This window comes from Halomonas huangheensis (assembly GCF_001431725.1).
Lineage (GTDB): Bacteria > Pseudomonadota > Gammaproteobacteria > Pseudomonadales > Halomonadaceae > Halomonas > Halomonas huangheensis.
Genome location: NZ_CP013106.1, coordinates 402472 through 426649, shown reverse-complemented (window position 1 = coordinate 426649; position 24178 = coordinate 402472). Strand labels below are relative to the sequence as shown.

Genomic DNA, 24178 nt, shown 5'->3' with positions numbered 1-24178 from the left:
GCATGCGAGAGCGCCCGCAGGCGCTCTCCGGCTCGGGCCGATCAGCCCGCGTTGACGCTATCCGACGTGGAGTCAGCATCGGCTGCCTGGATCTCCTTCATACGCTCGCCGAGTTGATCAAGCTGGGCATCAATCTCGGCCAACTTCTGCTGTCGCTCGCTGTCATCGAGACTCTGGTCACCCGCGATGCTGGAACGCTGCTTGAACAGCTCCAGTTGGCGGATCGGCAACAGTTGATCGTTGCTCGACTCATCGAAACGCGCCCACTGCAGCGGTGCCAGAACCTCACGCTCAGCGTCGCTATCGCCATAGCTGAACAGGAAGTCACGTAACTTCTGCTTGGTGTCCTCATCCAGATCCTTGCGCCACACCAGCGGGTCGGAAGGAATCAACGGCGACTTCCAGATCACACGCAGTTGCTCGGCCTTTTCCGGCGCGGTGATTTCGAGACGCTCCATGCCCTCGGTATTGAAAGTGGCGACATCAACCTGGTGATTGGCCACCGCCAACGCATTGGTCTCATGGCTGGAGTTCAAGGTGCGCTTGAAGGCTGTGGAAGCATCGACGTTGTTCTCGGCGAACACGTAGTAGCCAGGCACCAGATAACCGGAAGTCGAGTTCGGGTCGCCATTGCCGAATACCAGATCGGCGGCATTGGCCAGCACGTCCTCGATGCTGTGCAGATCACTGTCCTGATTGACAATCATCAAGCTCCAGTAACCCGGCTGGCCATTGTCAGGTACCGTCTGCGCGAAAACTTCACCATCGGCACGGTCTACCGCTTCCATCGCCGACTTGTTGCCATACCAGGCGAGATCGATCTGATCGAAGCGCATCGCCTGGATAACCGCGGCATAGTCAGTGGCAAAGTACGGCTCGATTTCCATGCCGATTTCCTCGGACATTGCCTCGAGGAAAGGCTCCCACAGGGGGGCTTGATTCTGGCTGGCTTCGGTGGAAATGATGCCGAACTTGAGGGTATCGGCGGCTGCCAACTGAGAAACAGCAGCGAGGCTGAAACCAGCAATCAATGGCAGAGTCAGGCGACGCAGGGAGGCGAGTGCCATGAAAGTTACTCCTGATGGATAAGAGGGATGCGTAAGGACAGTTTGTTATCGTTTACAGGCAGCATCAGCACTCAGCTATGCGCTACCTGCACCCTGGCCATGGCGGGTGCCCGGGCAGGTTCAGTGGCGTCACCGGTATTCGCCGATGCGCGGAGTTCGTCGAGACCAGCGTTCTCGTACAGTGTCTGTAGACGACCATCGGTGAGCTCATGAGTCGGACCATCGAAATACAGACGCCCTTCCTTGAGAGCAATCGCACGTTTGCAGTAGCGGCGGGCCACCTCAACCTGATGAAGGGTCACGACTACCGTGCGGCCATCTTCCTGGTGGATGCGTTCGAGGATTTCCATGACTTCACGGGCACTACGCGGATCAAGAGAAGCGATGGGCTCGTCGGCGAGGATGATCTCGGCGTCCTGCATCAGCACCCGAGCAATGGCGACACGCTGCTGCTGACCACCGGAAAGGGTATTGGCGCGTTGCTCGGCCAGCTCCTCCAGCCCTACCCGCGCCAGGCATTCGCGGGCGCGCTGCCGCTCTTCCGCCGAGAAACGTCCCAGTACGGCACGCCCACGGGGCATACTGCCGAGGCCGCCGATCAGCACATTGGTCATCACACTGAGTCGGCCCACCAGATTGAACTGCTGGAAGATGTACCCGGTGCGACAGCGTTCACCACGACTGGCGCGGCGCATACGGCCCGACATCTGCACATCACGGCCCATGACCGAGACACGCCCTCCCTCGCCGCGGTTGCCACAGGTCAGGCCCACCAGATGACGTAACAGGGTCGATTTTCCCGAGCCGGAAGGACCAATCAGGGCGACCATTTCGCCGGGAGTGACGTTGAAACTGATACCATCGAGCACGCGTCGATGGCCAAATGTCTTGTTGAGTTGCTCAACGATGATCGTGGGAATGGACATGATGCCTCTCCTCAAGGAATGGCATCAGTCTGCAAGGAATAGATGACTCTCAGTTGTCTAGACAATGGCAGTCTTGTGACATCTTACTCTGCGGAGGTTCGGTATGGTGACAAATCCTTTCTGCCACTCGCCAATATAATCAATTAGTTAATCATGTAGTGACACAGTAGTGACCTGATAATGACACTAAAACGTCATTCTCTGAGGACAGACGAATGAGGGGCCATATATCGCGTTCCATCGCAATACTTCGGAATGGACCACGCTCAAATATCACTCCTTCCTCCCGGCTCTCAAACCACCGGTATGTTCTCGCGAAACACAACCTGCAGGCGCGGTGGATACGAGGGCTCACATGCCCCTCTGACCGCAGACGCCAACAACTTGATGACCTCACGAGCCTCGACTCTGGGGTTCTGGTCGATCACCGCATCGAGCGTCCTGTCCATCAGCATGCCCTTGGTCGCCTCGGTCAAGTCGTGAGCAATGAATACCGGGCTGGCACCGGCGTCACGCAGGGCTCGTGCTATTCCCTGATTGCCGGCACCAATATTGTAGATAGCAGCCGGCGGCTCATTCATCAGCAGGCGCTGAGTCTCCTCGTAAGCTCGCTCGCGATCATCGTTGACTTGAACGATGTCACGAATGCGCAGGTGAGGATAATCCTGGGCCAGAATCGAACGAAATCCCATCTCCCGCTCTTCATGGCCCCGGTATGAGGCGAAGCCGATGAAGACGGCGACGTCGTGCTCACGGTCATCCCTCAGAAATCGACCGGTAAGCAGTCCAGCCAGACGCCCTGCGGCTCGATTATCGACTCCCACGTAACCGATCTTGTTGAGTGACGGCAAGTCCGAGACCAACGTCGCCACGTGGATACCGCCTATCACCAGACGATTGACCGCTTCACGTATTGAAGGGTGATCCGGCATCACGATAGCCACGGCATCGGTATGTCCTTGCAACTCCAACAATCGCTCCGCCAGATGCTCTGGATTGAAATCTTCGTAGAGGTGCAGACGTGGCTTGATACCAGCGTACTTTGTGGCCTCCTCAATAATGAACTTGCGCAGCAACAGCATGAAGGTGTTGTCACCTGCAGGCAGCAGGAAATCCATTTCCACTTCCGGTGGGCCATAGGCCGAAGCAAGACCGAAATAACCCAGCTCATGCGCGGTTTGCAGAATAGCGTCTCGGGTTCGCGATCGAACGCCCGCGCGATCATTGAGAACTCGGTCAACGGTTGCCGGTGAATAACCGGATACTTCAGCAATCTGACTGATGGTCGTACGCACAACGCCTCCTCTCAGCGAGAGCATCAAAACACATCATTATTCATTAATAACGGCAATTATTGTTTAACAACTTACCTGAATATGACTTAAGTATAACAAAAATGACATAAAATGATGTTTAATGATGGTAAAAAATGTTTGATATAACATCATAAATAACCAAATCTATTCAGGCATTCTTCATTTCGCTCGACATCTGTCGTTCGATTCACGCTGCTCGCTGGGGGCCTGGCGCACCTGTTCCCACTACCGAGAGGCAAAGATGACTGAACTCACTCTCCAACCAGATCCGGAAGTCCGTGTCCGCGACTATCGAATCGGCTGTATCGGTGCAGGCATGATCATGGCCGAGTGCCATTTGGCAGCCTATAAGGAAGCCGGCTTTTCCGTCTGTGCAATCGCCTCGCGCACCCGTGACAACGCTGAGAAAGTAGCAAGACGCTGGTCGATCGATACCGTTTACGATACACCGCAGGCATTGATCGACGACTCCCGGGTCCAGATTCTGGACATCGCCTACCCTCCCGACCAGCAACCCGCGCTGATACGCGCAGCCCTGCACGCACCACACATCAAGGCAATACTAGTGCAGAAACCTCTGGCACTGACGCTGGAGGAAGCTCGGCAACTTCGTGATGAAGCGGCGGCGATCGGTAAGCCTCTATCAGTCAATCAGAACATGCGCTATGACCAGTCCATTCGCTCGCTATCGCAGTTACTGCGTGCCGGCGTTCTGGGCGAGCCAGTATTCGCGCAGATTGATATGCACGCCATACCGCATTGGCAGGGGTTCCTGAGTACCTATGAGCGCCTGACGTTGGCCAATATGAGCGTTCACCACCTGGATGCTCTGCGTTTCCTGTTCGGCGAGCCACAGGAGGTGACCAGCGTGACTCGCTGCGACCCACGCACCGAATTCGAGCATGAAGACGGCATAGTGGTCACGACACTACGGTTTCCATCAGGCCTGCTGGCACTGTCCCTGGAAGACGTCTGGTCGGGACCACGCGACGAGAATTATCAAGATGACCAACACATACGTTGGCGAGTCGAAGGCACTCAAGGGGTCGCCCAGGGCACCATCGGCTGGCCAACGGGGGCAGCATCCACTATTCGCTACGCCAGCCGCACGCACACCGACGGAAAGTGGATATCGCCGAGTTGGCAGACCATGTGGTTCCCGCATGCCTTTATTGGCGTCATGGAACAACTACAGTTCGCCGTACACAGCGGCACCGAGCCAGTACTCAGTGTCGCCGATACGGTGCATACCATGGCCCTGGTGGAGGCTGCCTATCAATCCATCAATACGGGCCGGACGGTGCACTTCACCGACTTCATCGATCAACACTGACAAACAACACATGCTTTTCGACGTCAGTTACGTAGGACCCAACAACAACAGATAGGAGACGCCATCATGATGCAGACTGGAATCTTTTCGGGCTATTTCCCCTACGAATTGGAAAAAACCGCCAGCGTAATCCGCAGCCATGATTTCAATACTGTGCAGTTGGACATGCACTTCAAGGACATGGACCTTTCGGCAGGCCAGATCACCCGAGAAAAATGCGATCGTATTCGAGATACGTTTCGTGACCACCATCTAGCCATCTGTGCGATATCTGCGTACACCAACATCGTCCACCCGGATAGCGGAGAGAGGCAATCACGCAACGCCCTGCTCAAGGAAATCATTGCCAATGCACGCCACCTGGGTACGCCCTATGTCATCTCGGAAACCGGCACTTTCAATCCGGACAGTGACTGGACACACCACCCCAGGAACAAGACCGAAGAAGGGTGGGCCGATTGCCGCGCTGTAATCGCTGAACTGGCCCAACATGCCTATGACCACGGAGCCGTATTCCTGTTGGAAACCTACGTCAATAACGTGGTTGGTTCGGTCGAGGAGACCTTACGTATGTTCGCCGAGGTGGATCATCCCGGCCTGGGGCTTCTGATGGACCCAACCAACTATTTCGAAGCCCACAACATCGACAGAATGGACGCGACCTTGAACCATGTGTTCGATGCCCTTTCGGACAGGATATGTATCGCTCACGCCAAGGATGTAAAACGCTCGGGCGATGACAAGAGCGAGAAGCACCACAATATCGGTGACGACAGCGCGGCTGAGAGCCACACCTTTCGAGGTGTGGGAGACATCGAGTTACCTGCCCCCGGACTTGGTGAGCTGAACTACGACCTTTACCTGCAGCGTCTGGCCCGCAAGCACCCCAACATTCCGATCATCATTGAACATCTGGACGAGAGCGACGTCCCTCGGGCCAAGCGTTTTCTGGAAGGAAAATTGCGCACCAACGGCGTCTAGCTCTCACCCTTTCCGCCATCATTCCTCAATCGTGTGGTGCCGCTTCAGGCGGCGCCCAGGGGGTTACTGCATGCCTGACATTTACGGCCAATCACTCAGCCGCCACGACCTGGAAGCTCGCACCGGCGATCTCGGTCAGTTTGCCGGTGTGCGGCTGATGCACTTGGAAAACGGTGTGGAACGCGGCATTCGCCTGCTCGAATTCCGCTCCGGCACTGGGCTGCGCTTCACCGTTCTGGTGGATCGCGCCATGGACATCGCCGACTGTGAATATCGAGGTCAGGCCATCGGCTGGCACTCACCATCCGGCTTTCGACACCCAGGCCTGCATGAATATGAGGGCGAAGGTGGGCTCGGCTGGATGCGCTCATTCTCCGGCTTCATGATCACCTGTGGCCTGGACCACACCTTGTTCATGTATGACGCACCAACGGACAACTACGTTTATGCCCCTCGGCAGGTCGCAAAACAATCACTGCACGGGCGTGTCGGAACCATACCTGCCCATCTCACCGGTTATGGAGAGCGCTGGGACGGTGACACCTGTCTATTGTGGGCCGAGGGTATCATTCGTCAGGGAGCGGTCTTCGGCGAACATCTGGAACTGCATCGGCGCATCGAGATCGAGGTCGGCAGCAATGCCATAACGCTCAACGATAGGGTGGTCAATCGTGGCTTCTATCGCACGCCGCACATGCTCTGCTATCACATCAATCTCGGCTATCCCCTGCTCGACGAAGGTAGCCGCTATCTGGCTCCTATACGTGACGTGGTGTGGGCTTCCCACGCCGATGGCTACCGTGATCAGAACGTAGGCTACCGTACGCCTCCTACACCACAACGTCGCTTCCACGAACAGGTCTGGGAACACGAAATGGGGTGCGATGATGACGACCAGGTGCCGTGCGCTCTTGTCAATGACCGCCTTGGCCTGGGGCTGTGCGTCACCACTCGCAAGACGCAATTTCCCTGCCAGTTCCAGTGGCAGAACTTTCAGGCCGGACAATACGCCATGGGTATCGAACCCTCGACACACCATGTTCTTGGTCAGAGCGGTGCCCGCGATCGGGGAGAAATGATCTGGCTGGAACATGGCGATGAGCGCTGCTACCAGACGCGCTTCAGTGTGCTCGACGGGGATATTGCCATCGCCCGTTGCGAACAACACATTGCCGCCATCGCTCAACAACCTGCCGAGGATTACCCAGCGCCATCCGGTGACTTCCGTCGTATTGGAGGCCGCTCATGACACCAGCATCACCACTTATCGAGCGCTTTTCCCTATCCGGGAAGCGCATTCTCTATACCGGTGCCGCGGGTGGCCTGGGCCTTGAAACGACACTGGAAATGCTGGCCATGGGCGCCATGGTAATTGCCATCGATAACGACTGCGACAAAGTCGCCAGGCTGCATGCGGCAGTTCCCGAAGCCCATCGTGCGCAATTGCACCTGCTGGAAATCGACCTGGCGGACCATGTTCTCCTGAGCCATCGATTGCAGGAACTGACACAGGATCAAGCACTGGATGTCGTCATCAACAACGCCGCCATCTATCCCAGCAAGCCGTTCGAGGACTACAGCCTGGAAGAGATGCGCCAGGTGCATGCCGTCAATGTAGAGGCAGCCCTGGCCTGCACCAAGGTCGCCCTGCCCGGCATGCGTGCACAGCGATGGGGGCGCATCATCAATATATCGTCGATCACGCTGTCGGGCGGATGGGAGCATCTCTCGCCCTATGTACAGTCAAAGGGCGCGCTGATGGGCCTGACCCGGGCATGGGCTCGCGAATTCGGTAAATGGGGCATCACCTGCAACGCAGTTTCCCCTGGCGCCTTTCCCACCGATGCAGAAAGGATTCACCCCGACCCACAGCAATACGCTCAGTTCGTGCTCGATCACCAGGCGATCAAGCGTCGAGGCAATGCCACGGATATCGCCGCCGCCATCGTATTCCTCGCCTCCGACGCCTCAGCTTTCGTTACTGGCCAGACCCTGCCGGTAGACGGTGGCTGGATGATGAACTAACAGGACCCACAACGATGACAATATTGAACGGCTACAAAGTCCTCGACTGTTCCATCGCCATGGCTGGCCCATTTGCTGCTCAGCGACTCGGTGACCTGGGGGCCGATGTGGTCAAGATCGAACCGGTGAGCGGTGAGTGGCAACGACATATGCCGGCCGGTGGTGCCAATGGCAACCGCATCAACGTGTCTTTCCTTTCATTGAATCGCAACAAGCGCTCCCTCGCGGTCAACCTGAAAAGCGACCCCGGCCGCGACATCATTCGACGTCTGGTCACCGAAGCGGATGTCTTTATACAGAACTACCGACCCGGCGTGGCCCAACGACTAGGTGTCGACTATGAAAGCCTCGCGGAGATCAACCCGAACCTGATCTACGTCTCCATGTCAGGCTTCGGTGAAGATGGCCCCTACGCACGTCGCCCAGGGCAGGACCTTCTGTTGCAGGCCATGTCCGGAGCCATGCTCTCCAGCGGTCGTGAAGGCGAAGTCCCACAGCCCGCCGGGCAGTACCTTGTCGATGCAGTCACCGCGTACACCGCCTTCGAGGGCGTACTGGCAGCCCTGTTGCACCGTGAGCGCACCGGTGAAGGCCAGAAGGTGGAAGTCAACATGCTCGACGCCATCACCACCCTGCAGATGCAGGAACTGTCGGTATTTACCGTGGCAGGCAAACCCCAGCAGCGCAGCGCCGAACCTCATGGGCATGTCTACATTCGCTCACCCTACGGCATCTTCGCGACCCGTGACGGTTTCATCGCGCTGGCCATGCCCGACCTGCAACAACTGGGAGCAGCACTTGAACAGCCAAAGCTGGCGGAGATGGACAACGAACAGGATGGCTGGAACAACCGCGATCAGTTGTTTCGACTGGTACGTGAGTCACTGCCGGCCCGGGACACCGAGGCCTGGATGGCCCAGTTCGAGGAATATGGTATCTGGGCCGCTCCGGTGTATGGGTACGCGGATCTCGTAGCCGATCCTCAGATCGCGCATAACGCTACCTTCGTGGAATACGACCACCCAACCGAGGGGCGAGTGAAAACACCGGGCTTTCCGATCCGCTTCAGCAAGACGCCGAGCCACATCGCTCGCGGCGCACCGCTGGCCGGTGAACACAGCGAAGAAATCCTTCGCGAAGCCGGTTTCAGTGACGAGGAAATAGCGGCCTTCGGCAGCGCCGTATTGCTCGGGGAACGCCCATGAGCGCACCTTTCACCGGACTGACCTGGGACCACCCCCGAGGGTTTCAAGCCCTTGAGGCGGCGGCCCGAGCAAACGGTCCCGTCCACTGGGAAACACATCCTCTGGAGGGCTTCGAGTCTGCTCCTGTCGCGGAACTGTGCGAACGCTACGACCTGATAGTACTGGACCATCCTCATCTTGGTGAAGCCGTCAGCTCGGGATGCCTGATACCGTTGGATCAGATACTGGAAGACAATGATCTTCAGCGGATCGCCACCTCATCGGTTGGACTCAGCTATGCCAGCTATCAGTATCAAGGCCACCAATGGGCACTTCCATTGGATGCCGCCACCCAAGTCATGGCTGCCCGCACGGACCTGATGACCACAGCGGTTCCCGAGACATGGGAGCAGGTCATCGCGCTATCACAGACCCAGGGCGGGGTGGCGCTGGCTCTGGCCGGGCCCCACGCTCTGCTCTCATTGCTTTCCATCGCTGCCGCTCTCGACCCGAAGGCTGACCTGCGTGAGGGCGATCGATGGATCGATGCCGCGGTTTCCTGTGAGGCCATCAAGATCCTCGCAACACTGGCATCTCACTCACCACCTTCAATACAAGCACTGAATCCCATAGGTATGCTGGAACACATGACCACAAGCGACGACGTGCGCATGTGTCCCCTGGTTTACGGCTACGTAAACTATGCCAACCCCACCTTATCGAGAGCGTTGAGTTTCCTTGATGCGCCGAGGCTGTCGTCAGGTGCCTCGCCAGGCTCAATTCTAGGCGGCACTGGAATCGCCATCTCACGTCACTGCAAGTTTGACGATACCTTGCGTGAGCATCTGCTGTGGTTGCTCAGTGACAGTGCCCAGACGGACTTCATCCCTCAACAGGCGGGGCAGCCAAGTGCTCTGAAAAGCTGGCGTGACCCGCAATTGAATCAACGATGGAATGGCTTTTATGCCAACACGCTACACACGCTAAGGCATGCCAGCATTCGCCCACGCCACAACGGATACATCGCTTTTCAAACTCAAGCATCGGCACGCCTGCGCGAAGGGCTGGAGGGCGGTGTTTCGGAACATCGCCTGGCGCAGGATCTCACCACACTGTTTGAACGGTCACACCGGGATCAAGGGAGGAAGAACTGATGAGCCAGCCATTAACGCTGACAACCAATGGCCACGTCGCCACGATCACCTATAACCGCCCCGAAAAGCTCAATGCCATGACGCCAGAGATGGCATCCCTACTCAAGGACGCGATCGACTACTGTAATTCTGAGAATGGCATTAGAACGGTCATTGTGACCGGAACTGGAAAAGCCTTTTGCGCAGGCTCGGATATTGCGCTTCTGAACTCATACACCACACCCTGGGACTTCCGGAATCGTACAGAATACTGCGATCTGCTGCGGGGGCTGAAAAAGCCGAGCATCGCCGCCATCAACGGCTATGCATTCGGCGGCGGACTGGAGATGGCCATGTCCTGCGATATTCGCCTCGCCGCCGATAGCGCTCGCCTGGCGGCCCCTGAAGTCAAACTCGGATGGATCGGTGGCGGCGGCATGACAGCACACCTGGCACGTTCCATTGGTCCGTCAAACGCAGCCCTCATGGTCATGACCGGTGAGTCCATCACCGCACAGCAATCACTGGCCTGGGGGCTCGTCAGCGAAATAATGCCACCCGATACGCTGCTTCCCCGCGCAGAGGAAGTCGCCGAGCAGATCGCCGCACGGGCACCTATTGCAGCGGAAACCGCCAAAGCCAATCTGCATGCCGCCTTCAATATGCCTCTGGAACAAGCGGTCGCCTACGAACGTGATCTCCAGACCATCTGCTTCGCAACCGCAGATGCTGACGAAGGCCGTGCCGCCTTCGCAGAGAAGCGTGAGGCGATCTTCCTGAAACGGTGACAGCTATCTGGCGCGAGTGATGGTGACGTCTGCACTGGGCTTCTGGAACACAATGCCTCACGCCATCGACGTCAAGGTCCTCGAATTACAGTGTTCAATGGCCTTGATAGTCAGGATTCACCGGCACGATGTGCACCAACAGACCATACTTCCCGACGAACCTTCCTTACTTATCTTATTTGCGTTAGCTCGCCTTGAGGCGAATACCATGCAACATCTGTCACTAGAGCCCAGTGCTGTCGAAGTCCAGAACCTGCAAGCAATGAATGAAATCTTTGCGGAGGTACTTGGCCTGAGGCGATTGGTTCACACCACCAGTGGCATGACATTTGAACTGGGAACCGATAACGACGGGCATACTCACGTGCTGATGCTGCTGGCGGCCAGTGCCCCAGTCACGCCACGCATCTTCAATATTGAGGTGGCCAACGACGAGTTTGGTGTTCTTTGTCAACGCCTCGAGCACTACTGCCACTTACTGGAGGACATTCGTATTCAGGAGTCCACCAACAGTATGTCGCACCAGTGCGCCTGGCGAGTGGCAACCTGTCGACTACCGGAAGGCCACTACCTGCGTCTCGCAGCCATCGACCCCAGCCGATGTGCACCGCTCCCCCAGAATTCAGGTCCCGCAGAGAGTCTTCCGTGAGATGTATTCAGTGCTCGTCGTCGCTCAGCAGGCGTTCGCGTCGCTCATCGCGCTGCTTTTGCAGGCGATTGTTGCGATAGCGTCGTGCGACTGCCACAGATAGTGCGACCACCAGCATTATTGCCAACGTCAGCCCCTGCCAGGGACGTGGCGACTCGAGTATGGTCCCGAGCACGAAGATCAGGATAAAACCGAGGGCCTGGCTGGCGATCGCCAGTACGCGCAAGGGGTCGAGGGCTGATTTGTGCACCATGCCTGTATCCGGTTGGTTCATGAAAGAGAAGCAGCATCGATGTTGCGAGTTCAGTGCTGAGACATAGGCACGATGATACCAGCCGTGTTCGAGGTCCGCTGTGCCAGTAGGTGACAGCATTCGTCCCGCCCAGTACGCTTGCCGATAAATATGCCCTCGGCCTGCCAATGGAGCCCCCCCGAACATGGATGCCATCGCTATTGGCCCAGTGCTACTCAGCCTACCGCGCCTGTATGCCTTCACTCTCGCTCTGGTGTTGCTGGCTGCCAGCGCCTTCCTGCTTGGACTTCCTCGCAGGACTCATGCCCGCTGGTTCAATGGTCTACTGCTGTGCTGGCTGCTCGGCGCGCGGCTCGGCCACGTGGTCCTGCACTGGGAGGCATGGCAGGCGGTACCGATGGATATCATCAAACCCTGGGTCCCGGGGTACAGCGGAATATGGGGGCTGGCAGCAGCACTACTATGGACACTGTGGGCATTGCGCAAGCATATCGGAGCAATGCTGGGAGCCGGCGCTCTGACCATCGTGGCATCGCTGGGTTGGTTGGCGCTGGTCACCCTTGCTCCTATCGGCCCCAGCCCTTCACCACGCGAAGTTCCACCTTTGGTGCTCGAGGATATCGATGGCAACCCCATCGACTTGAGCACCCTGACCGGCAAGCCGTTGATCGTCAATCTGTGGGCCACCTGGTGCCCGCCCTGCCGGCGGGAAATGCCATTGCTGGCCGAGTTCGACCAGCGTGATGATGTGAATGTGGTAGTCGCCAATCAGGGGGAAGATTTGATGACCATCACTCGCTTCCTCGACGCCGAAGCGCTGAGTTTCCGCTACGCACTGCTTGATCCTCGTCAGCAGCTACTCGCCGCCAGCGAATCACCTGGCCTGCCGACCACTCTGCTGTTCGGCACCGACGGAAAGTTGCTTGAGCGCCATATAGGGGAGTTGACGCTGCCCCTTATGCAGAACTGGTTGGATCGTTGAATCAGTGTCACGCTGAATATTGCTGCAGGTGAACCGCACCAGCAGCTTCAGGACCGAGGCCGTCACCCTGGCCTCGGTCCAACCACAACGTCCACCAGCACCCCTGCAGGCCAGCCTGTGGTCTGCAGTTTCGGTCGGCACAACTCGCTCGCTGACTCATGCCATGCATAACAGCTCTTAAGCCAGCCGATGGATTACTGTAAGATACCGCGCCCTGCTGTCGGAAGATTCTCCTCCCGACGACAGCAACGACCCGAATTGACGCATCTTCCGAGGCACCATGAGCGACTTCTCTCCCGGCCAGCGCTGGATCAGCGACGGTGAGGCCGAACTCGGCCTGGGCACTATTCTCAGCTGCGATGCGCGCAGCGTCACCGTGCTCTTCGGCGCCAGCCAGGAAACCCGGACCTACAGCACTCGTCTCGCACCACTGACGCGCGTCGCCTTCGGTAACGGCGACCGTATCCAGTCATCTCAAGGCTGGCAAATGACTGTCGACGACTCGAAGGAAGTCGGTGGTCTGATCGTCTACATCGGCGAGAACGACAGCGGCGAACTCTGCGAACTTCCCGAGGCGCAACTGGCTGACAGCATGCAGTTCGATCAGGCACGTGATCGTCTGCTGACCGGCCAGGTGGATCGCAATGACTGGTTCGACCTGCGCTTCCGTACCCTGCACCACCATCACCGTGTCGAACAGAACAGTGCTCTTGGCCTTGGCGGGCCACGTATCGATCTGATCCCTCACCAGCTGTACATCGCGGATGAGGTGTCCTCACGTCAGGCACCTCGTGTGCTGCTCGCCGACGAGGTCGGTCTCGGCAAGACCATCGAAGCAGGCCTGATTCTTCATCGCCTGTTGTTGACCGGCCGTGTCGAACGCGCACTGATTCTGGTACCGGCCAGCCTCACCCATCAGTGGCTTGTCGAGCTGCTGAGACGCTTTTCTCTGTCGGTCACATTGCTCGACGAGCAGCAGTGTCAGGCCTATGGTGACAGCAATCCCTTCGATGCCGGGCAACTGGTGCTGGCCAGTCAGGACTGGCTGTTTGCCAACTCACGCCGCCAGCAACAGGCCGAGGCTTGCCAGTGGGACCTGCTGATCGTCGATGAGGCGCACCATCTCGAATGGAGTGAGGATGAGGTCGGTCCCGGGTATAGCTGTGTCGAGCGCCTCGCACGCGCCACTTCCGGCGTTCTGTTGCTGACGGCGACCCCGGAACAGATGGGACTGGCGAGTCACTTTGCACGCCTGCGCCTACTCGACCCTGACCGTTATGCCAACCTCGAGGAGTTCCGTGACGAGGAACATGGCTATGTCGCCGTCGCCCAGGCCATCGAGGTGTTGGAAAACGCCGACTCTCAGGACCAACTGCTGGATGCCGCCGCACGTGACAGCGTGGGAGCCGTCGCCGATGACAGCGATAGCCAGGCATTGCTGAGCACGCTCTCCAATCCGGAATGCAACGGCGAGCAACGCTCCGCAGCTCGCGCCCAACTGCGCGATCAACTGCTCGACCGTCACGGTACCGGCCGAGTGATGTTCCGCAATAGCCGACGCCATGTCGGGGGCTTCCCCGAGCGTCGCCTACATGTCTCGACACTCGAACTACCTTCGTCCTACCGGCGAGTACTGCGCCGCCTGGCACGCGACGAGGACTATCTCGATGAACTGCTGATCGAGACCGGACTCGACCACCCCGAGGTCATGGTCTATCTCGACGGAATGTACCGCGCGCTGGAAGATGATCCGCTCAATGCCGAGCCCTGGTGGCAGGTCGATCCACGCGTCACCTGGCTGCTCGAGCAACTGACCGAGTTGGGCGACGACAAGATACTTGTCATTGCTCATGATCGTGAGACCGCTCAGGGTTTATCCGAGGCGCTGCGTGTGCTCGGTGGTGTGCAGGCACCGGTCTTCCATGAAGGCATGTCACTGGTCGATCGCGACCGTGCCGCTGCGGCCTTCGCCGACGAGGAAGATGGTTGCCAGGTATTGGTGTGCTCGGAAATCGGCTCTGAAGGCCGAAATTTCCAGTTCTGCCGCCACCTGGTGATGTTCGACCTGCCGCTGCACCCCGACCAGCTGGAGCAGCGCATCGGTCGTCTTGATCGTATCGGCCAGCGTCATGCCATCGAGATTCATGTGCCGGTATTCGAAGCGAGCCCCGGAGAGAAGCTGCTGCGTTGGTATCAGCAGGGTATGGATGCCTTCGATGCGCCCCATGGTCTGGGCAATGAGCTGCATGATGCCTTCGGCGATGAGTTGGCCGAAAGCCTGCTCGACGACGAGGCGATGGAGGAGGTCATCAACGAGACTCGTGCGCTGTTCGAGGCTCGCCTGACCGAGCGTGACGCCGGACGCAATCGTCTGCTGGAGCTCAACGCCTGTCGTCCCGAGCGCGCCGCAGCGGTCATCGAGTCGATTCACGAGCTGGATGAAGACCGCGCCTTGCCTCGCTACCTCGACCAGGCACTGGATATCTTCGGCGTCGACAGCCGTGAGCTGGGCAATGGCCTGCAGCACCTGGTACCCAGTCCGCAGATGCTTGATGGCCTCCCTGGTCTGGTCAAGGGTGAAGAAGGCTTCACCGCCACCACCTCGCGAGCACGTGCACTGGGGCGTGACGACGTACAACGCCTGTCCTGGGAACATCCACTATTGCGCGAGATGATGGGCCGCATTCTCGATGGTCCGATGGGCAACACTGCACTGGCACTGCTCAAGCACCCAGCGATCCCCGCAGGAAGGCTAATGGCGGAGCTGGTCTTCCGTACCCATTGCCCGGCGCCGAAGCGGCTACACCTCAACCGCTTCCTACCGCCGACCGCAGTGCGAGTGCTTCTCGACGAGAGCGGTGCCAACCTGACCGACAAGGTGTCGTTCACCGGCCTGTCGAAGAACCTGCAGAAGGTCAAGAAGGCGGTCGCTCGCGACCTGATCAAGTCGCGTCACGAGCAACTGCGCAGCCTGCTCGACCGTGCCGAGAACGAGGCCCAACGCGAACTGCCGAGTATCGTCGAAGCGGCGCAGACACGCATGCGTGCCGCCCTCGATAATGAACTGACTCGTCTGGAAGCACTGGCGAAGCGCAACCCCTCGGTGCGCGAGGACGAAATAGACGCTCTGCGCAATGAGCGCAAGGCGCTGGATGATGCGATCGAGAGTACCCGTCTACGGTTGGATGCTGTGCGAGTGATCGTGACAATAGAGCAGTAACGGCCGGAAGCCGGAAGCCCCGGGCGTCGAGCTGTCCAGTGCCGCTCCGCGGTCCACAGACAAAAGCCCGGGGCTCGGGATTTAGTTACAGCTTATAGCTGACAGCTTAAAGCTCGGGGCTCGGGCCGTGCGGCCCTATAGAATCTCCCCCAACGCCTCATCCAGCGTTCGATAGTGAAACGTGAAGCCTTCATCCTCGAGGCGTTTGGGTACCATCCGTGCACCGGTCAACAACAGGCGTGCCAATTCGCCCAGCATGGTCTGCAACGCCAGTTCCGGCATGGCCAACAGCGTTGGCCGATGCAGATGCTTGCCGAGGGCATGTGTGAATTCGGCATTGGTCACCGGGTTTGGTGCACTGGCATTGAAGACTCCGGACTGTTCCTCGTGATTGAGCAGCCAGAGAATGATCTCGACCAGATCCTCGCGGTGAATCCAGGGCATATATTGCTCACCGCTGCCCAGCCGGCCGCCCAACCCCATCCTGAACGGTGGCAGCAGGCGCTTGAGCATGCCGCCATCGCTATCCAGTACCAGTCCAGTACGCAGCACAGCAAGGCGCACACCATAGCGGGTGACTCCCTCCGCCTCCTGCTCCCAGCGTAGGCACAGTCGGTGCACGAACTCGTCGTGAGGCACGGTGTCCTCGGTGACCGGTGCAGCTTCGGCCCCGCCCCCCTGATCACCGTAAAAGCCCATGGCTGAGCCGGATATCATCACTCGGGGAGGCGTCGCGGTCTGGGCGAGTTGCTCGCACAACATCACCAGCTCTCGAGTGGCATTGATGCGTGAGTCGAGTAACTTTTCCTTGTGAGCATCGGACCAGCGCTTCTCTGCAATCGGCTCACCGGCCAGATTGACCAACGCCGAGGGCGGCGTGTCCACGAAGTCCAGTGCGCTAGTGCGGATATCAACCTGCTTCGGTAACCGCTGCTGAGCCTGCTCCGGGTTACGGGATACCACCAGAACACGGTGCCCGGCATCGATCAGACGGCGGCAAAGTCGCTGACCAACAAAGCCACTCCCTCCCGTTATCAGTACTCGCATCCCCATTCTCCTGTGTGTACCCATGCTGCGCCCGGATGGAGCCGCTGAATATCAGTATCAACTGAAACGTGCGCTATTCCCATGAATTCAGCATACCCACGATGACAGCGTAGCCGGGCCTCCATCATGATGCCTGACCACATTCACACATCCATGCTGTACAAGAGCTATACATATTTCGACTTCATCGCATGCCATGCTATCGGCTGTTAGCCTTGCAGCTGGTTAGAATGAACCTGGTTGGAATGGATCTGGTTGGTAAGCACCTGGTTAAAAAGCACTGGTTAAAAAAACGCCTGGCTCCAGCCTCCATTACCACGCCCCGCCATCAGGGAGACTCACATGTCCTACGCTCTAGTACTTCTCGCCCACGGCTCCAGCGACCCAAATTGGCGTGCGCCTTTTGAACAGTTTCGCGACGCCCTGCTGCCTCGGCTGGATACTCCTATCCGGCTGGCCTATATGGAGCTCTGTGACCCATCGCTGGAAGACAGCGTGGCACAGCTGGTCCAGGCTGGAACAACAAGGATTGAAGTTCTACCACTGTTCTTTGCCGCAGGACGCCACCTACGCAAGGACGTGCCAGCACAGATCAAGGAGTTGGCCAGCCTTTACGATGACCTTGATATCACTCTGCTGGCGCCGGTCGGTGAACACCCGGATTTCATTGCGGCGCTGGCCAATGCTGTCGCCGACCAGGTGGGAGAATCACTCCGCTCACATCGTTGATCATACCTGTCTACCGGGACACTCATGATGTGTGAAGAATGTGATCAATAAGTCGAGTACCGGACTGCCGCCCTGAGCTACAGCAGGAAGGCCTTCTCGCGCCCGACGCTACAGACTCGGTGCATGTTGTACACTTGACAATAACTATACAAATACTCAGGGAGGCATCCGTTCCACCTGCGTTTTCCGTGACAATACCGTCATCCAGCGAGGCTCTCATGAGCGACACGGTGCCCCCAGCCACCACTTCTCCCCTCTATCCGATACGCGAGGTCTCACGCCTCACCGGGGTCAATTCGGTGACACTGCGAGCCTGGGAACGACGCTATGGTCTGATTACGCCCCAGCGTACTCCCAAAGGACATCGTCTCTACTCCCGCAGCGATATCGAACGCATCGAACGTATCCTGCAATGGCTCCACCGTGGCGTACCCGTCAGTCAGGTCACTGACCTACTCAATCAACCCGAACTCAGCGAATCCTCCGAGCTCTGCAGCAGTAACTGGGCGGGCCTTTGCCGTCAGGCGCTGGCAGCAGTCGATGCACTCGATGTCAAACAACTGGAACGGCTGTATCTACAAGCCATGGCACTGTATCCGGTGACGGCCTGCATCAGCGAGCTGTGGCAGCCGCTGGTCATCCAGCTCGAGGAACATTGGGAAGGGAAGCCGGGGGCTGCTCTGCAGCGACGCTGTCTGGAGTCTTTCTTCAGAACACGCATCGGTATCCGCCTCTATCATGGCAACGATACCTGCGAGGGGCCGACACTTCTGGTCGATACCCTGCCCGATGATGATGGCCCTCTATGGAGCATGATGCTTGCTCTGGCGGCCAGCGATCGGGGGTATCGCGTTTACCTGTTCGATACTGTATTACCCTTGAGTGAGCTCCCCATTGCTCAGCAGCGCCTGCAGACCGATGCCATCGTGTTATGTAGCGGCAAGGCAGAACGCACCGACATGATTCGACATCAGCTACCACGTCTGGCCGGACAACTCGACACCCCCCTGGCCTTGTGTGGTCCAGTCGCCAGAATCCGTGCACCAGACCTTGATGGCACCGAAGTCATTACGCTCGGCAGCCATATTCCTCAGGCAGTGGATCGTCTGCGCCCTCTGCTGGCGAGTGGCATCAGCATTGCACCATGAGGATTTACTATCGGATCATTGCTGAGCACAGATGCTTTTCGTACATGCCCGAGTCTGCCTCGGGCATGACTTTATCTCCAGCCAGGAGACGTTTCCCATGCACCTGAGTCTGGTGTGGTTTCGCAGCGACCTGCGAGTCAACGACAACACTGCATTGAGCGTTGCAGCCAGTCGCGGCCCAGTCGTCGGCGTATTCCTGGGCAGTCGTACACAGTGGCGGCAACATGGCCACGGCCCCAACAAGATCAGCTTTTGGCTGCGCGGTGCCGCTGCGCTCGGCGAGTCGCTGGCAAAGCTCAATATTCCATTGCTGTATCGCAATACCGAGCATTTTGACGATGCGCCCGAGACACTACTCACGCTGGCTCGCGAATTGGGTGCCGAAGCCTTGCACTTCAACCGTGAGTACCCACTGAACGAATGGCATCGCGACGAAGCAGTGATTGAGTACTTTCATCGATCCGGCCTCAAGGCACATGCGCACCGCGATTCTGTCGCCTTTTCTCCCGGAGAGTTGCTCACCGGCAAGGGCGATTTCTACAGCGTCTTCACCCCTTTTTCCCGCGCATGGTCACGCATGGTCGATGCGTCACGGCTGGAAGTGCTTGACGCGCCAGCCCGCCAGCAGACGTTGGAAATATCCAGTGACCCGCCTCCCGCTGTCCTTGGGGCAGATGCCCCCGAGACCCAGGCCTCGATCGAACGGCGCTGGCCCGCGGGTGAAGAGGAAGCCGCCAACCGATTGGCGCGTTTTCTCGAGCAACGCGCTCGACGCTATGCCGAGGACCGCGATTACCCAGCCATCCAGGGTACCAGTGAACTATCGCCATACCTGAGCCTGGGCATGATTTCCTGGCGACAGTGCATGCAAGCCGTACTGACCATCAACCAGGGGCACCTTCGTGATGGTGATGCGGGCCTGACGGCCTGGGTCAACGAGCTGATCTGGCGAGAGTTCTATCAACACGTGTGCTGGGGCTTTCCGAAGGTCTGCCGAGGCCGAGCCTTTCAGCAGCATACCGAAGGACTTGAATGGCGAGACGCGCCGAACGATCTGGCAGCATGGTGTGAGGGCCGTACAGGCTACCCTATCGTCGATGCTGCCATGCGCCAGCTGACCACTACCGGCTGGATGCACAACCGCCTACGTATGGTAGTGGCCATGTTCCTTTCCAAGCACCTCTTGATCGACTGGCGCCATGGCGAAGCCTTCTTCATGGAGCACCTGATAGACGGCGACTTCGCTGCCAACAACGGTGGTTGGCAGTGGGCGGCGTCCACCGGCACCGATGCGGCTCCATGGTTTCGCATCTTCAACCCGACCACACAGTCACAGCGTTTTGATGCCGAAGGCCACTTCATTGCTGAATGGCTACCGGAACTCGCGGAACTACCACCCCGCATGCGGCACTCACCATCCACCGACCTGGTGACCGATGCTGAATATCCACAACCTATCATCGAGCACAAGACAGCGCGCCAGCGTGCGCTGGACGCCTTCAAATCCCTGACTCGCGCGGACAACTGAAGCTGGTCTCATCCAAACCAACAGCCTACCGAGAGAAAACGATGACCCCATGGCGATATCATTTGCCAACGAACGAAAGACTCGATTGTGGGGAACTTGCCATCAATGAAGGTATCTATCGGCGGGTCTACATAGCTCCTTGAACGGTATACCGTATTGCCACTACATATTATGCGACCATCTTCCATGGGGCATGGCGTGCATTCAGCCTGCACGGACAGTAGACTAGTGCCTAGCCGCCAATGCGGCACCAATTGCCGCAAGCGGCTTATCATCTCTTCGAAACTCGGAACGACTCAGTGACCAAGCAACACTCTTTCGATCGTGATCAATTGCTGGCATGCAGCCGCGGTGAGCTGTTCGGCCCGGGCAATGCCCAACTGCCGGCCCCCAACATGCTGATGCTGGATCGTATTGCAGGCATCTACGAAGAGGGCGGCGAATATGGGAAGGGCGAGCTGATCGCCGAGCTCGATATCCGCCCTGATCTGTGGTTCTTCGACTGCCACTTCCCGGGCGACCCCGTGATGCCTGGCTGCCTCGGCCTTGATGCCATGTGGCAGTTGGTTGGCTTCTATCTCGGTTGGCTCGGCCATCCAGGACGTGGCCGCGCTCTCGGCTGTGGAGAGGTCAAGTTCAGTGGCCAGATCATGCCCGAAGCCCAGAAGGTCACGTACCGTATCAATATCAAGCGCGTCATCACTCGCCGCCTGATTCTAGGCATGGCGGACGGGACTGTTTCCGTCGATGGCCGCGACATCTATCAGGCCAACGATCTGCGCGTCGGCCTGTTCACCTCCACTGCGAACTTCTGAACAGGAGGCTTCCATGCGACGAGTGGTAGTCACTGGCCTGGGCATCGTATCCTGTCTTGGAAACGACCGGCAGCAGGTCCTCGAGGCACTCCAGAATGGCCGTTCCGGCATTCGTTTCAAGGAAGAGTATGCCGACCTGGGCTTTCGCAGCCATGTTGCTGGAGTCGTGGACATTGACCTGGATGCGCTGATTGACCGCAAACTGCGCCGCTTCATGGGCGATGCAGCAGCTTATGCCTATGTCTCCATGGCTCAGGCCATCGAAGATTCCGGCCTCGCGCCAGAACAGGTTTCCAACGAGCGTACCGGCTTGATCGCTGGGTCTGGTGGGGCTTCCAGCGCCAACCAGGTCGAAGCTGCGGATGTCATGCGTGCGAAAGGCCTGCGCCGTGTCGGGCCCTACCGTGTTACCCGCACCATGGGCAGCACGGTATCCGCCTGTCTGGCCACGCCGTTCCAGATCAAGGGCGTCAACTACTCCATCTCTTCCGCTTGTGCGACCTCAGCACACTGCATTGGCAGTGCCATGGAGCAGATTCAGCTTGGCAAGCAGGACGTCGTGTTTGCCGGTGGTGGCGAGGAAGAACACTGGACACTGTCCTGCCTGTTCGACGCCATGGGCGCTCTGTCGACCAGCTACAATGACGCGCCGGCGAGCGCCTCCCGCCCCTACGACACCAGCCGTGATGGCTTCGTCATTGCCGGTGGTGGTGGCATGCTGGTACTCGAAGAGCTGGAGCATGCCAAGGCACGCGGCGCGAAGATCTATGCCGAAGTTGTCGGCTATGGTGCTACGTCTGACGGTAAAGACATGGTGGCTCCCTCTGGTGAAGGTGCCGTACGCTGCATGCGCCAGGCACTGTCGACCGTCGATGGCACGGTCGACTACGTCAACACCCATGGCACTTCGACACCGGTAGGCGATGTTGCTGAACTCAAGGCGATTCGTGAGGTGTTCGGTAACTCGACGCCAGCGATGAGCTCCACCAAGTCACTGACCGGCCACTCTCTGGGTGCTACCGGCGTGCAGGAAGCCATCTACTCCCTGCTGATGATGGAAAATGACTTCATCGCAGCCTCGGCCAATGTCCATCAGCTCGATGAGCAGGCCGATGGCTTCGATATTGTCACCGACCGTCGTGATGGCGTGAAGCTTGATCGCGTACTATCCAACAGCTTCGGCTTTGGTGGTACCAACGCCTGCCTCGTATTGCAGCGGTACGAGGACAAGTAGTCAGGACGAGAAACTGATGCCGGTGCAATCGGTATCAGCCTGAATGAGAAACGGCGCCTTCGGGCGCCGTTTCTCATTATTCATGGTTCATCTCGCCGAATCAGTCGGGAAGCCTCTCGGGCGCTGCACTCTGTGACGGCGCGGGCCGCGGCACTGTAGAAATTTCCGCAAGGCGTGCCTCGATCCAGCTCTCGACTTCGACAAGCACTTCTTCAGCTGTACGCCCTTCGGTGGCAATCGGCTCGCCCACCACCAGGCTGATACGACCGGGCCGCTTGATCCAACTATTCCCCGGCCAGCATTCTCCCGCATTATGTGCCACCGGTACGACTGGCACACCGGCTCGGCAGGCAATCACGGTGCCGCTCTTGTTATAACGACGCCGCTTGCCCGGCTCTACCCGGGTCCCTTCCGGGAAGATCAAGACTGTCAGGCCTTCCTTGAGTCGCATTCCCCCTTGCGACAGCACCTGGCGCATGGCTCGTGCAGGTTTCGAACGGTCCAGGGCAATTGGATGCAGCAGACGCAGCGCCCAGCCAAAGATCGGAATATTCAACAGCTCCTTCTTCAGCACCGTACAAACCGGCGGCTTGAGTAGCTGCAGGTACACCGTTTCCCACTCACTCTGGTGGTTGGCCAGCATTACCACCGGCTCACCGCTGAGGTTCTCGCGCCCGCTGACCTCATAGCGTACCCCACAGGCAATACGGAACCAGGCCATGATGAAGTGGTTATAGAGATTGAGCAGCAGATAGCGCGACTTCAACGGTACAAAGGGAGACGGCGGCAGAAACAGTACTCCGCACACCAACATTGCGGCAAAGTAGCCGATATAGAAGATGATACTGCGTACCAGGTTCATGTTGAGCTCTCCCGCTCATGATCTCCTTCAGCGTCCCTGGCCTCGCACCAACTATCCAGCATCCGCCCCAGCTCGAGGCGCCACGGTTTCTGATGTACCCCGAATACTTCCAGCACCCGACGACAATTGAGAACCCGGCGCAGTGGCTGGTCATGGTGATGGCTCAGTGCCTTGACCTCGCCCAGAGCAAGCTTCTCGCCGCGTCCTTCCAGGCGTGTTTCCAGCTGAGTGCGAACCGTGGATACAAAGGTATAGGCACTGATCGGCTCGACGCCCGCCACATGGTAACTCCCCCAGGAATTCGCACCGCAGACCTGCTGCTGCAGCATACCGATCAGCGCCATGGCCACGGCATCGGCGGAAGTGGGACATAGGGTGACATCCGACTCGACACGCACTGCATCGCCAGAAATCATGGTATCGAGCAACTCTCCCAGCCAGGAGTGAGAGCCTTCGAGGGCGAACATCGGGCCAACACGCACAATCAGATGCTGTGGACACTCCGCACGAATGCGGTCGCCGGTCTTGACCAGGCGGCGCAATCCATCATCACGGGGGGCCGGAATCACATGCTCATCAATAGGGGTTGGATGACCGTCCTCATAAAGTTGGTCGGAAACACACCACAGCAGAGGAATCCCCGCGGCCTTGCAGGCCTCCATGCAGGACTCTACGGCCTCGGCATGCTCAGTGACCGCCGCTGGTGTCACGCTGAAGGGGCGCGACAAGGGGGGGATGATCAAGGCATCGGGCTTGAGTGACTCAAGTTTCGCGCGCTCTACCCTGGTCGAGGCATCAATAACCAGTTCAGTATCGCTGCGTTGGCTGCAGGCGCGAGCCAGCGCCAGCGACAGACAATGTCCGGCATCCAGAATCAGCAGCTTCACGATGACTCCTCGTCCTTGCAGAGGCCGACCACACAATTCCTGGTGGAGAGCCCCCGACGTTACGTCGAGCG

22 protein-coding genes are annotated in these 24178 nt (G+C 58.4%); 15 read left to right on the top strand and 7 right to left on the bottom strand.

The genetic code is table 11. From position 1 onward, the window contains the following. Nucleotides 1-41: 41 nt before the first annotated feature. The 3 genes from phnD to AR456_RS02005 all read right to left on the bottom strand — a co-directional run bounded on the left by phnD (nucleotide 42) and on the right by AR456_RS02005 (nucleotide 3288). A complete protein-coding gene (gene phnD / locus AR456_RS02015; RefSeq protein WP_021819666.1) occupies nucleotides 42-1067 on the bottom strand; it encodes a phosphonate ABC transporter substrate-binding protein in 1026 nt (341 codons plus the stop codon). A gap of 71 nt (nucleotides 1068-1138) precedes the next feature. Beyond that, complete coding sequence (phnC, locus tag AR456_RS02010; protein WP_021819665.1) at nucleotides 1139-1993, bottom strand: phosphonate ABC transporter ATP-binding protein; 855 nt, start codon at nucleotides 1991-1993, stop codon at nucleotides 1139-1141. Nucleotides 1994-2286: 293 nt separating this feature from the next. Beyond that, nucleotides 2287-3288: a LacI family DNA-binding transcriptional regulator gene (locus AR456_RS02005; protein ID WP_031208246.1), complete on the bottom strand. Its 1002-nt coding sequence runs from the start codon at nucleotides 3286-3288 to the stop codon at nucleotides 2287-2289. Between the two features lie 262 nt (nucleotides 3289-3550). Here AR456_RS02005 and AR456_RS02000 point away from each other — a divergent pair, with 262 nt between their 5' ends. The 8 genes from AR456_RS02000 (at nucleotide 3551) to AR456_RS01965 (ending at nucleotide 11402) form a co-directional block, all read left to right on the top strand. Beyond that, nucleotides 3551-4642, top strand: coding sequence for a Gfo/Idh/MocA family protein (locus AR456_RS02000; RefSeq protein WP_021819663.1), 1092 nt, complete (start codon nucleotides 3551-3553; stop codon nucleotides 4640-4642). Between the two features lie 66 nt (nucleotides 4643-4708). Continuing rightward, nucleotides 4709-5623: a sugar phosphate isomerase/epimerase family protein gene (locus AR456_RS01995; RefSeq protein ID WP_021819662.1), complete on the top strand. Its 915-nt coding sequence runs from the start codon at nucleotides 4709-4711 to the stop codon at nucleotides 5621-5623. Between the two features lie 70 nt (nucleotides 5624-5693). Next, nucleotides 5694-6872 carry an aldose 1-epimerase family protein gene (locus AR456_RS01990; protein ID WP_021819661.1) on the top strand — a complete coding sequence of 393 codons (1179 nt, stop codon included), beginning with the start codon at nucleotides 5694-5696 and terminating at the stop codon, nucleotides 6870-6872. Continuing rightward, the gene (locus AR456_RS01985; protein ID WP_021819660.1) at nucleotides 6869-7648 is read left to right on the top strand and encodes an SDR family NAD(P)-dependent oxidoreductase; all 780 of its coding nucleotides are present in this window, start codon (nucleotides 6869-6871) and stop codon (nucleotides 7646-7648) included. Before AR456_RS01990 ends, AR456_RS01985 begins: the two co-directional genes overlap by 4 nt. Before the next feature lie 14 nt (nucleotides 7649-7662). Further along, complete coding sequence (locus AR456_RS01980; protein ID WP_021819659.1) at nucleotides 7663-8853, top strand: CaiB/BaiF CoA transferase family protein; 1191 nt, start codon at nucleotides 7663-7665, stop codon at nucleotides 8851-8853. Next, nucleotides 8850-9986, top strand: coding sequence for an extracellular solute-binding protein (locus AR456_RS01975; protein WP_021819658.1), 1137 nt, complete (start codon nucleotides 8850-8852; stop codon nucleotides 9984-9986). Before AR456_RS01980 ends, AR456_RS01975 begins: the two co-directional genes overlap by 4 nt. Continuing rightward, nucleotides 9986-10753, top strand: a complete 768-nt coding sequence (locus tag AR456_RS01970) for an enoyl-CoA hydratase/isomerase family protein (protein WP_021819657.1) — start codon at nucleotides 9986-9988, stop codon at nucleotides 10751-10753. Before AR456_RS01975 ends, AR456_RS01970 begins: the two co-directional genes overlap by 1 nt. A 208-nt stretch (nucleotides 10754-10961) precedes the next feature. After that, complete coding sequence (locus AR456_RS01965) at nucleotides 10962-11402, top strand: glyoxalase/bleomycin resistance/dioxygenase family protein (protein WP_021819656.1); 441 nt, start codon at nucleotides 10962-10964, stop codon at nucleotides 11400-11402. Between the two features lie 7 nt (nucleotides 11403-11409). Here AR456_RS01965 and AR456_RS01960 read toward each other — a convergent pair whose 3' ends face one another. Beyond that, complete coding sequence (locus tag AR456_RS01960) at nucleotides 11410-11655, bottom strand: hypothetical protein (protein ID WP_021819655.1); 246 nt, start codon at nucleotides 11653-11655, stop codon at nucleotides 11410-11412. A gap of 184 nt (nucleotides 11656-11839) precedes the next feature. Between AR456_RS01960 and AR456_RS01955 the strand changes: the two genes are divergently transcribed. Both AR456_RS01955 and rapA read left to right on the top strand, forming a co-directional pair. Continuing rightward, nucleotides 11840-12637, top strand: coding sequence for a TlpA family protein disulfide reductase (locus tag AR456_RS01955; RefSeq protein WP_021819654.1), 798 nt, complete (start codon nucleotides 11840-11842; stop codon nucleotides 12635-12637). Between the two features lie 280 nt (nucleotides 12638-12917). Next, the gene (rapA, locus tag AR456_RS01950; RefSeq protein WP_021819653.1) at nucleotides 12918-15857 is read left to right on the top strand and encodes an RNA polymerase-associated protein RapA; all 2940 of its coding nucleotides are present in this window, start codon (nucleotides 12918-12920) and stop codon (nucleotides 15855-15857) included. 135 nt (nucleotides 15858-15992) lie between these two features. Here the strand turns inward: rapA and AR456_RS01945 are convergent, their stop codons facing one another. Next, a complete protein-coding gene (locus tag AR456_RS01945; RefSeq protein ID WP_021819652.1) occupies nucleotides 15993-16904 on the bottom strand; it encodes a TIGR01777 family oxidoreductase in 912 nt (303 codons plus the stop codon). Nucleotides 16905-17246: 342 nt separating this feature from the next. Here AR456_RS01945 and AR456_RS01940 point away from each other — a divergent pair, with 342 nt between their 5' ends. The 5 genes from AR456_RS01940 (at nucleotide 17247) to fabB (ending at nucleotide 22358) form a co-directional block, all read left to right on the top strand. Further along, nucleotides 17247-17633: a sirohydrochlorin chelatase gene (locus tag AR456_RS01940; RefSeq protein WP_021819651.1), complete on the top strand. Its 387-nt coding sequence runs from the start codon at nucleotides 17247-17249 to the stop codon at nucleotides 17631-17633. Nucleotides 17634-17851: 218 nt separating this feature from the next. Then, nucleotides 17852-18781, top strand: coding sequence for a MerR family transcriptional regulator (locus AR456_RS01935; RefSeq protein ID WP_021819650.1), 930 nt, complete (start codon nucleotides 17852-17854; stop codon nucleotides 18779-18781). Nucleotides 18782-18878: 97 nt separating this feature from the next. Beyond that, entirely contained in the window at nucleotides 18879-20309 is a 1431-nt protein-coding gene (gene phrB, locus AR456_RS01930) for a deoxyribodipyrimidine photo-lyase (protein WP_021819649.1), read from the top strand. 299 nt (nucleotides 20310-20608) lie between these two features. Beyond that, on the top strand, nucleotides 20609-21124 hold the full coding sequence (gene fabA / locus AR456_RS01925; RefSeq protein WP_031208245.1) for a 3-hydroxyacyl-[acyl-carrier-protein] dehydratase FabA: 516 nt from the start codon (nucleotides 20609-20611) through the stop codon (nucleotides 21122-21124). A gap of 13 nt (nucleotides 21125-21137) precedes the next feature. Continuing rightward, nucleotides 21138-22358, top strand: a complete 1221-nt coding sequence (gene fabB, locus AR456_RS01920) for a beta-ketoacyl-ACP synthase I (protein ID WP_021819647.1) — start codon at nucleotides 21138-21140, stop codon at nucleotides 22356-22358. 100 nt (nucleotides 22359-22458) lie between these two features. On the opposite strand, the gene AR456_RS01915 is transcribed toward fabB, so the two are convergent. After that, nucleotides 22459-23220, bottom strand: a complete 762-nt coding sequence (locus AR456_RS01915) for a lysophospholipid acyltransferase family protein (protein WP_021819646.1) — start codon at nucleotides 23218-23220, stop codon at nucleotides 22459-22461. Beyond that, nucleotides 23217-24107 (bottom strand): sugar nucleotide-binding protein, encoded by an 891-nt coding sequence (locus AR456_RS01910; protein WP_021819645.1) that lies wholly within the window; start codon nucleotides 24105-24107, stop codon nucleotides 23217-23219. Before AR456_RS01910 ends, AR456_RS01915 begins: the two co-directional genes overlap by 4 nt. Nucleotides 24108-24178 lie beyond the last annotated feature (71 nt).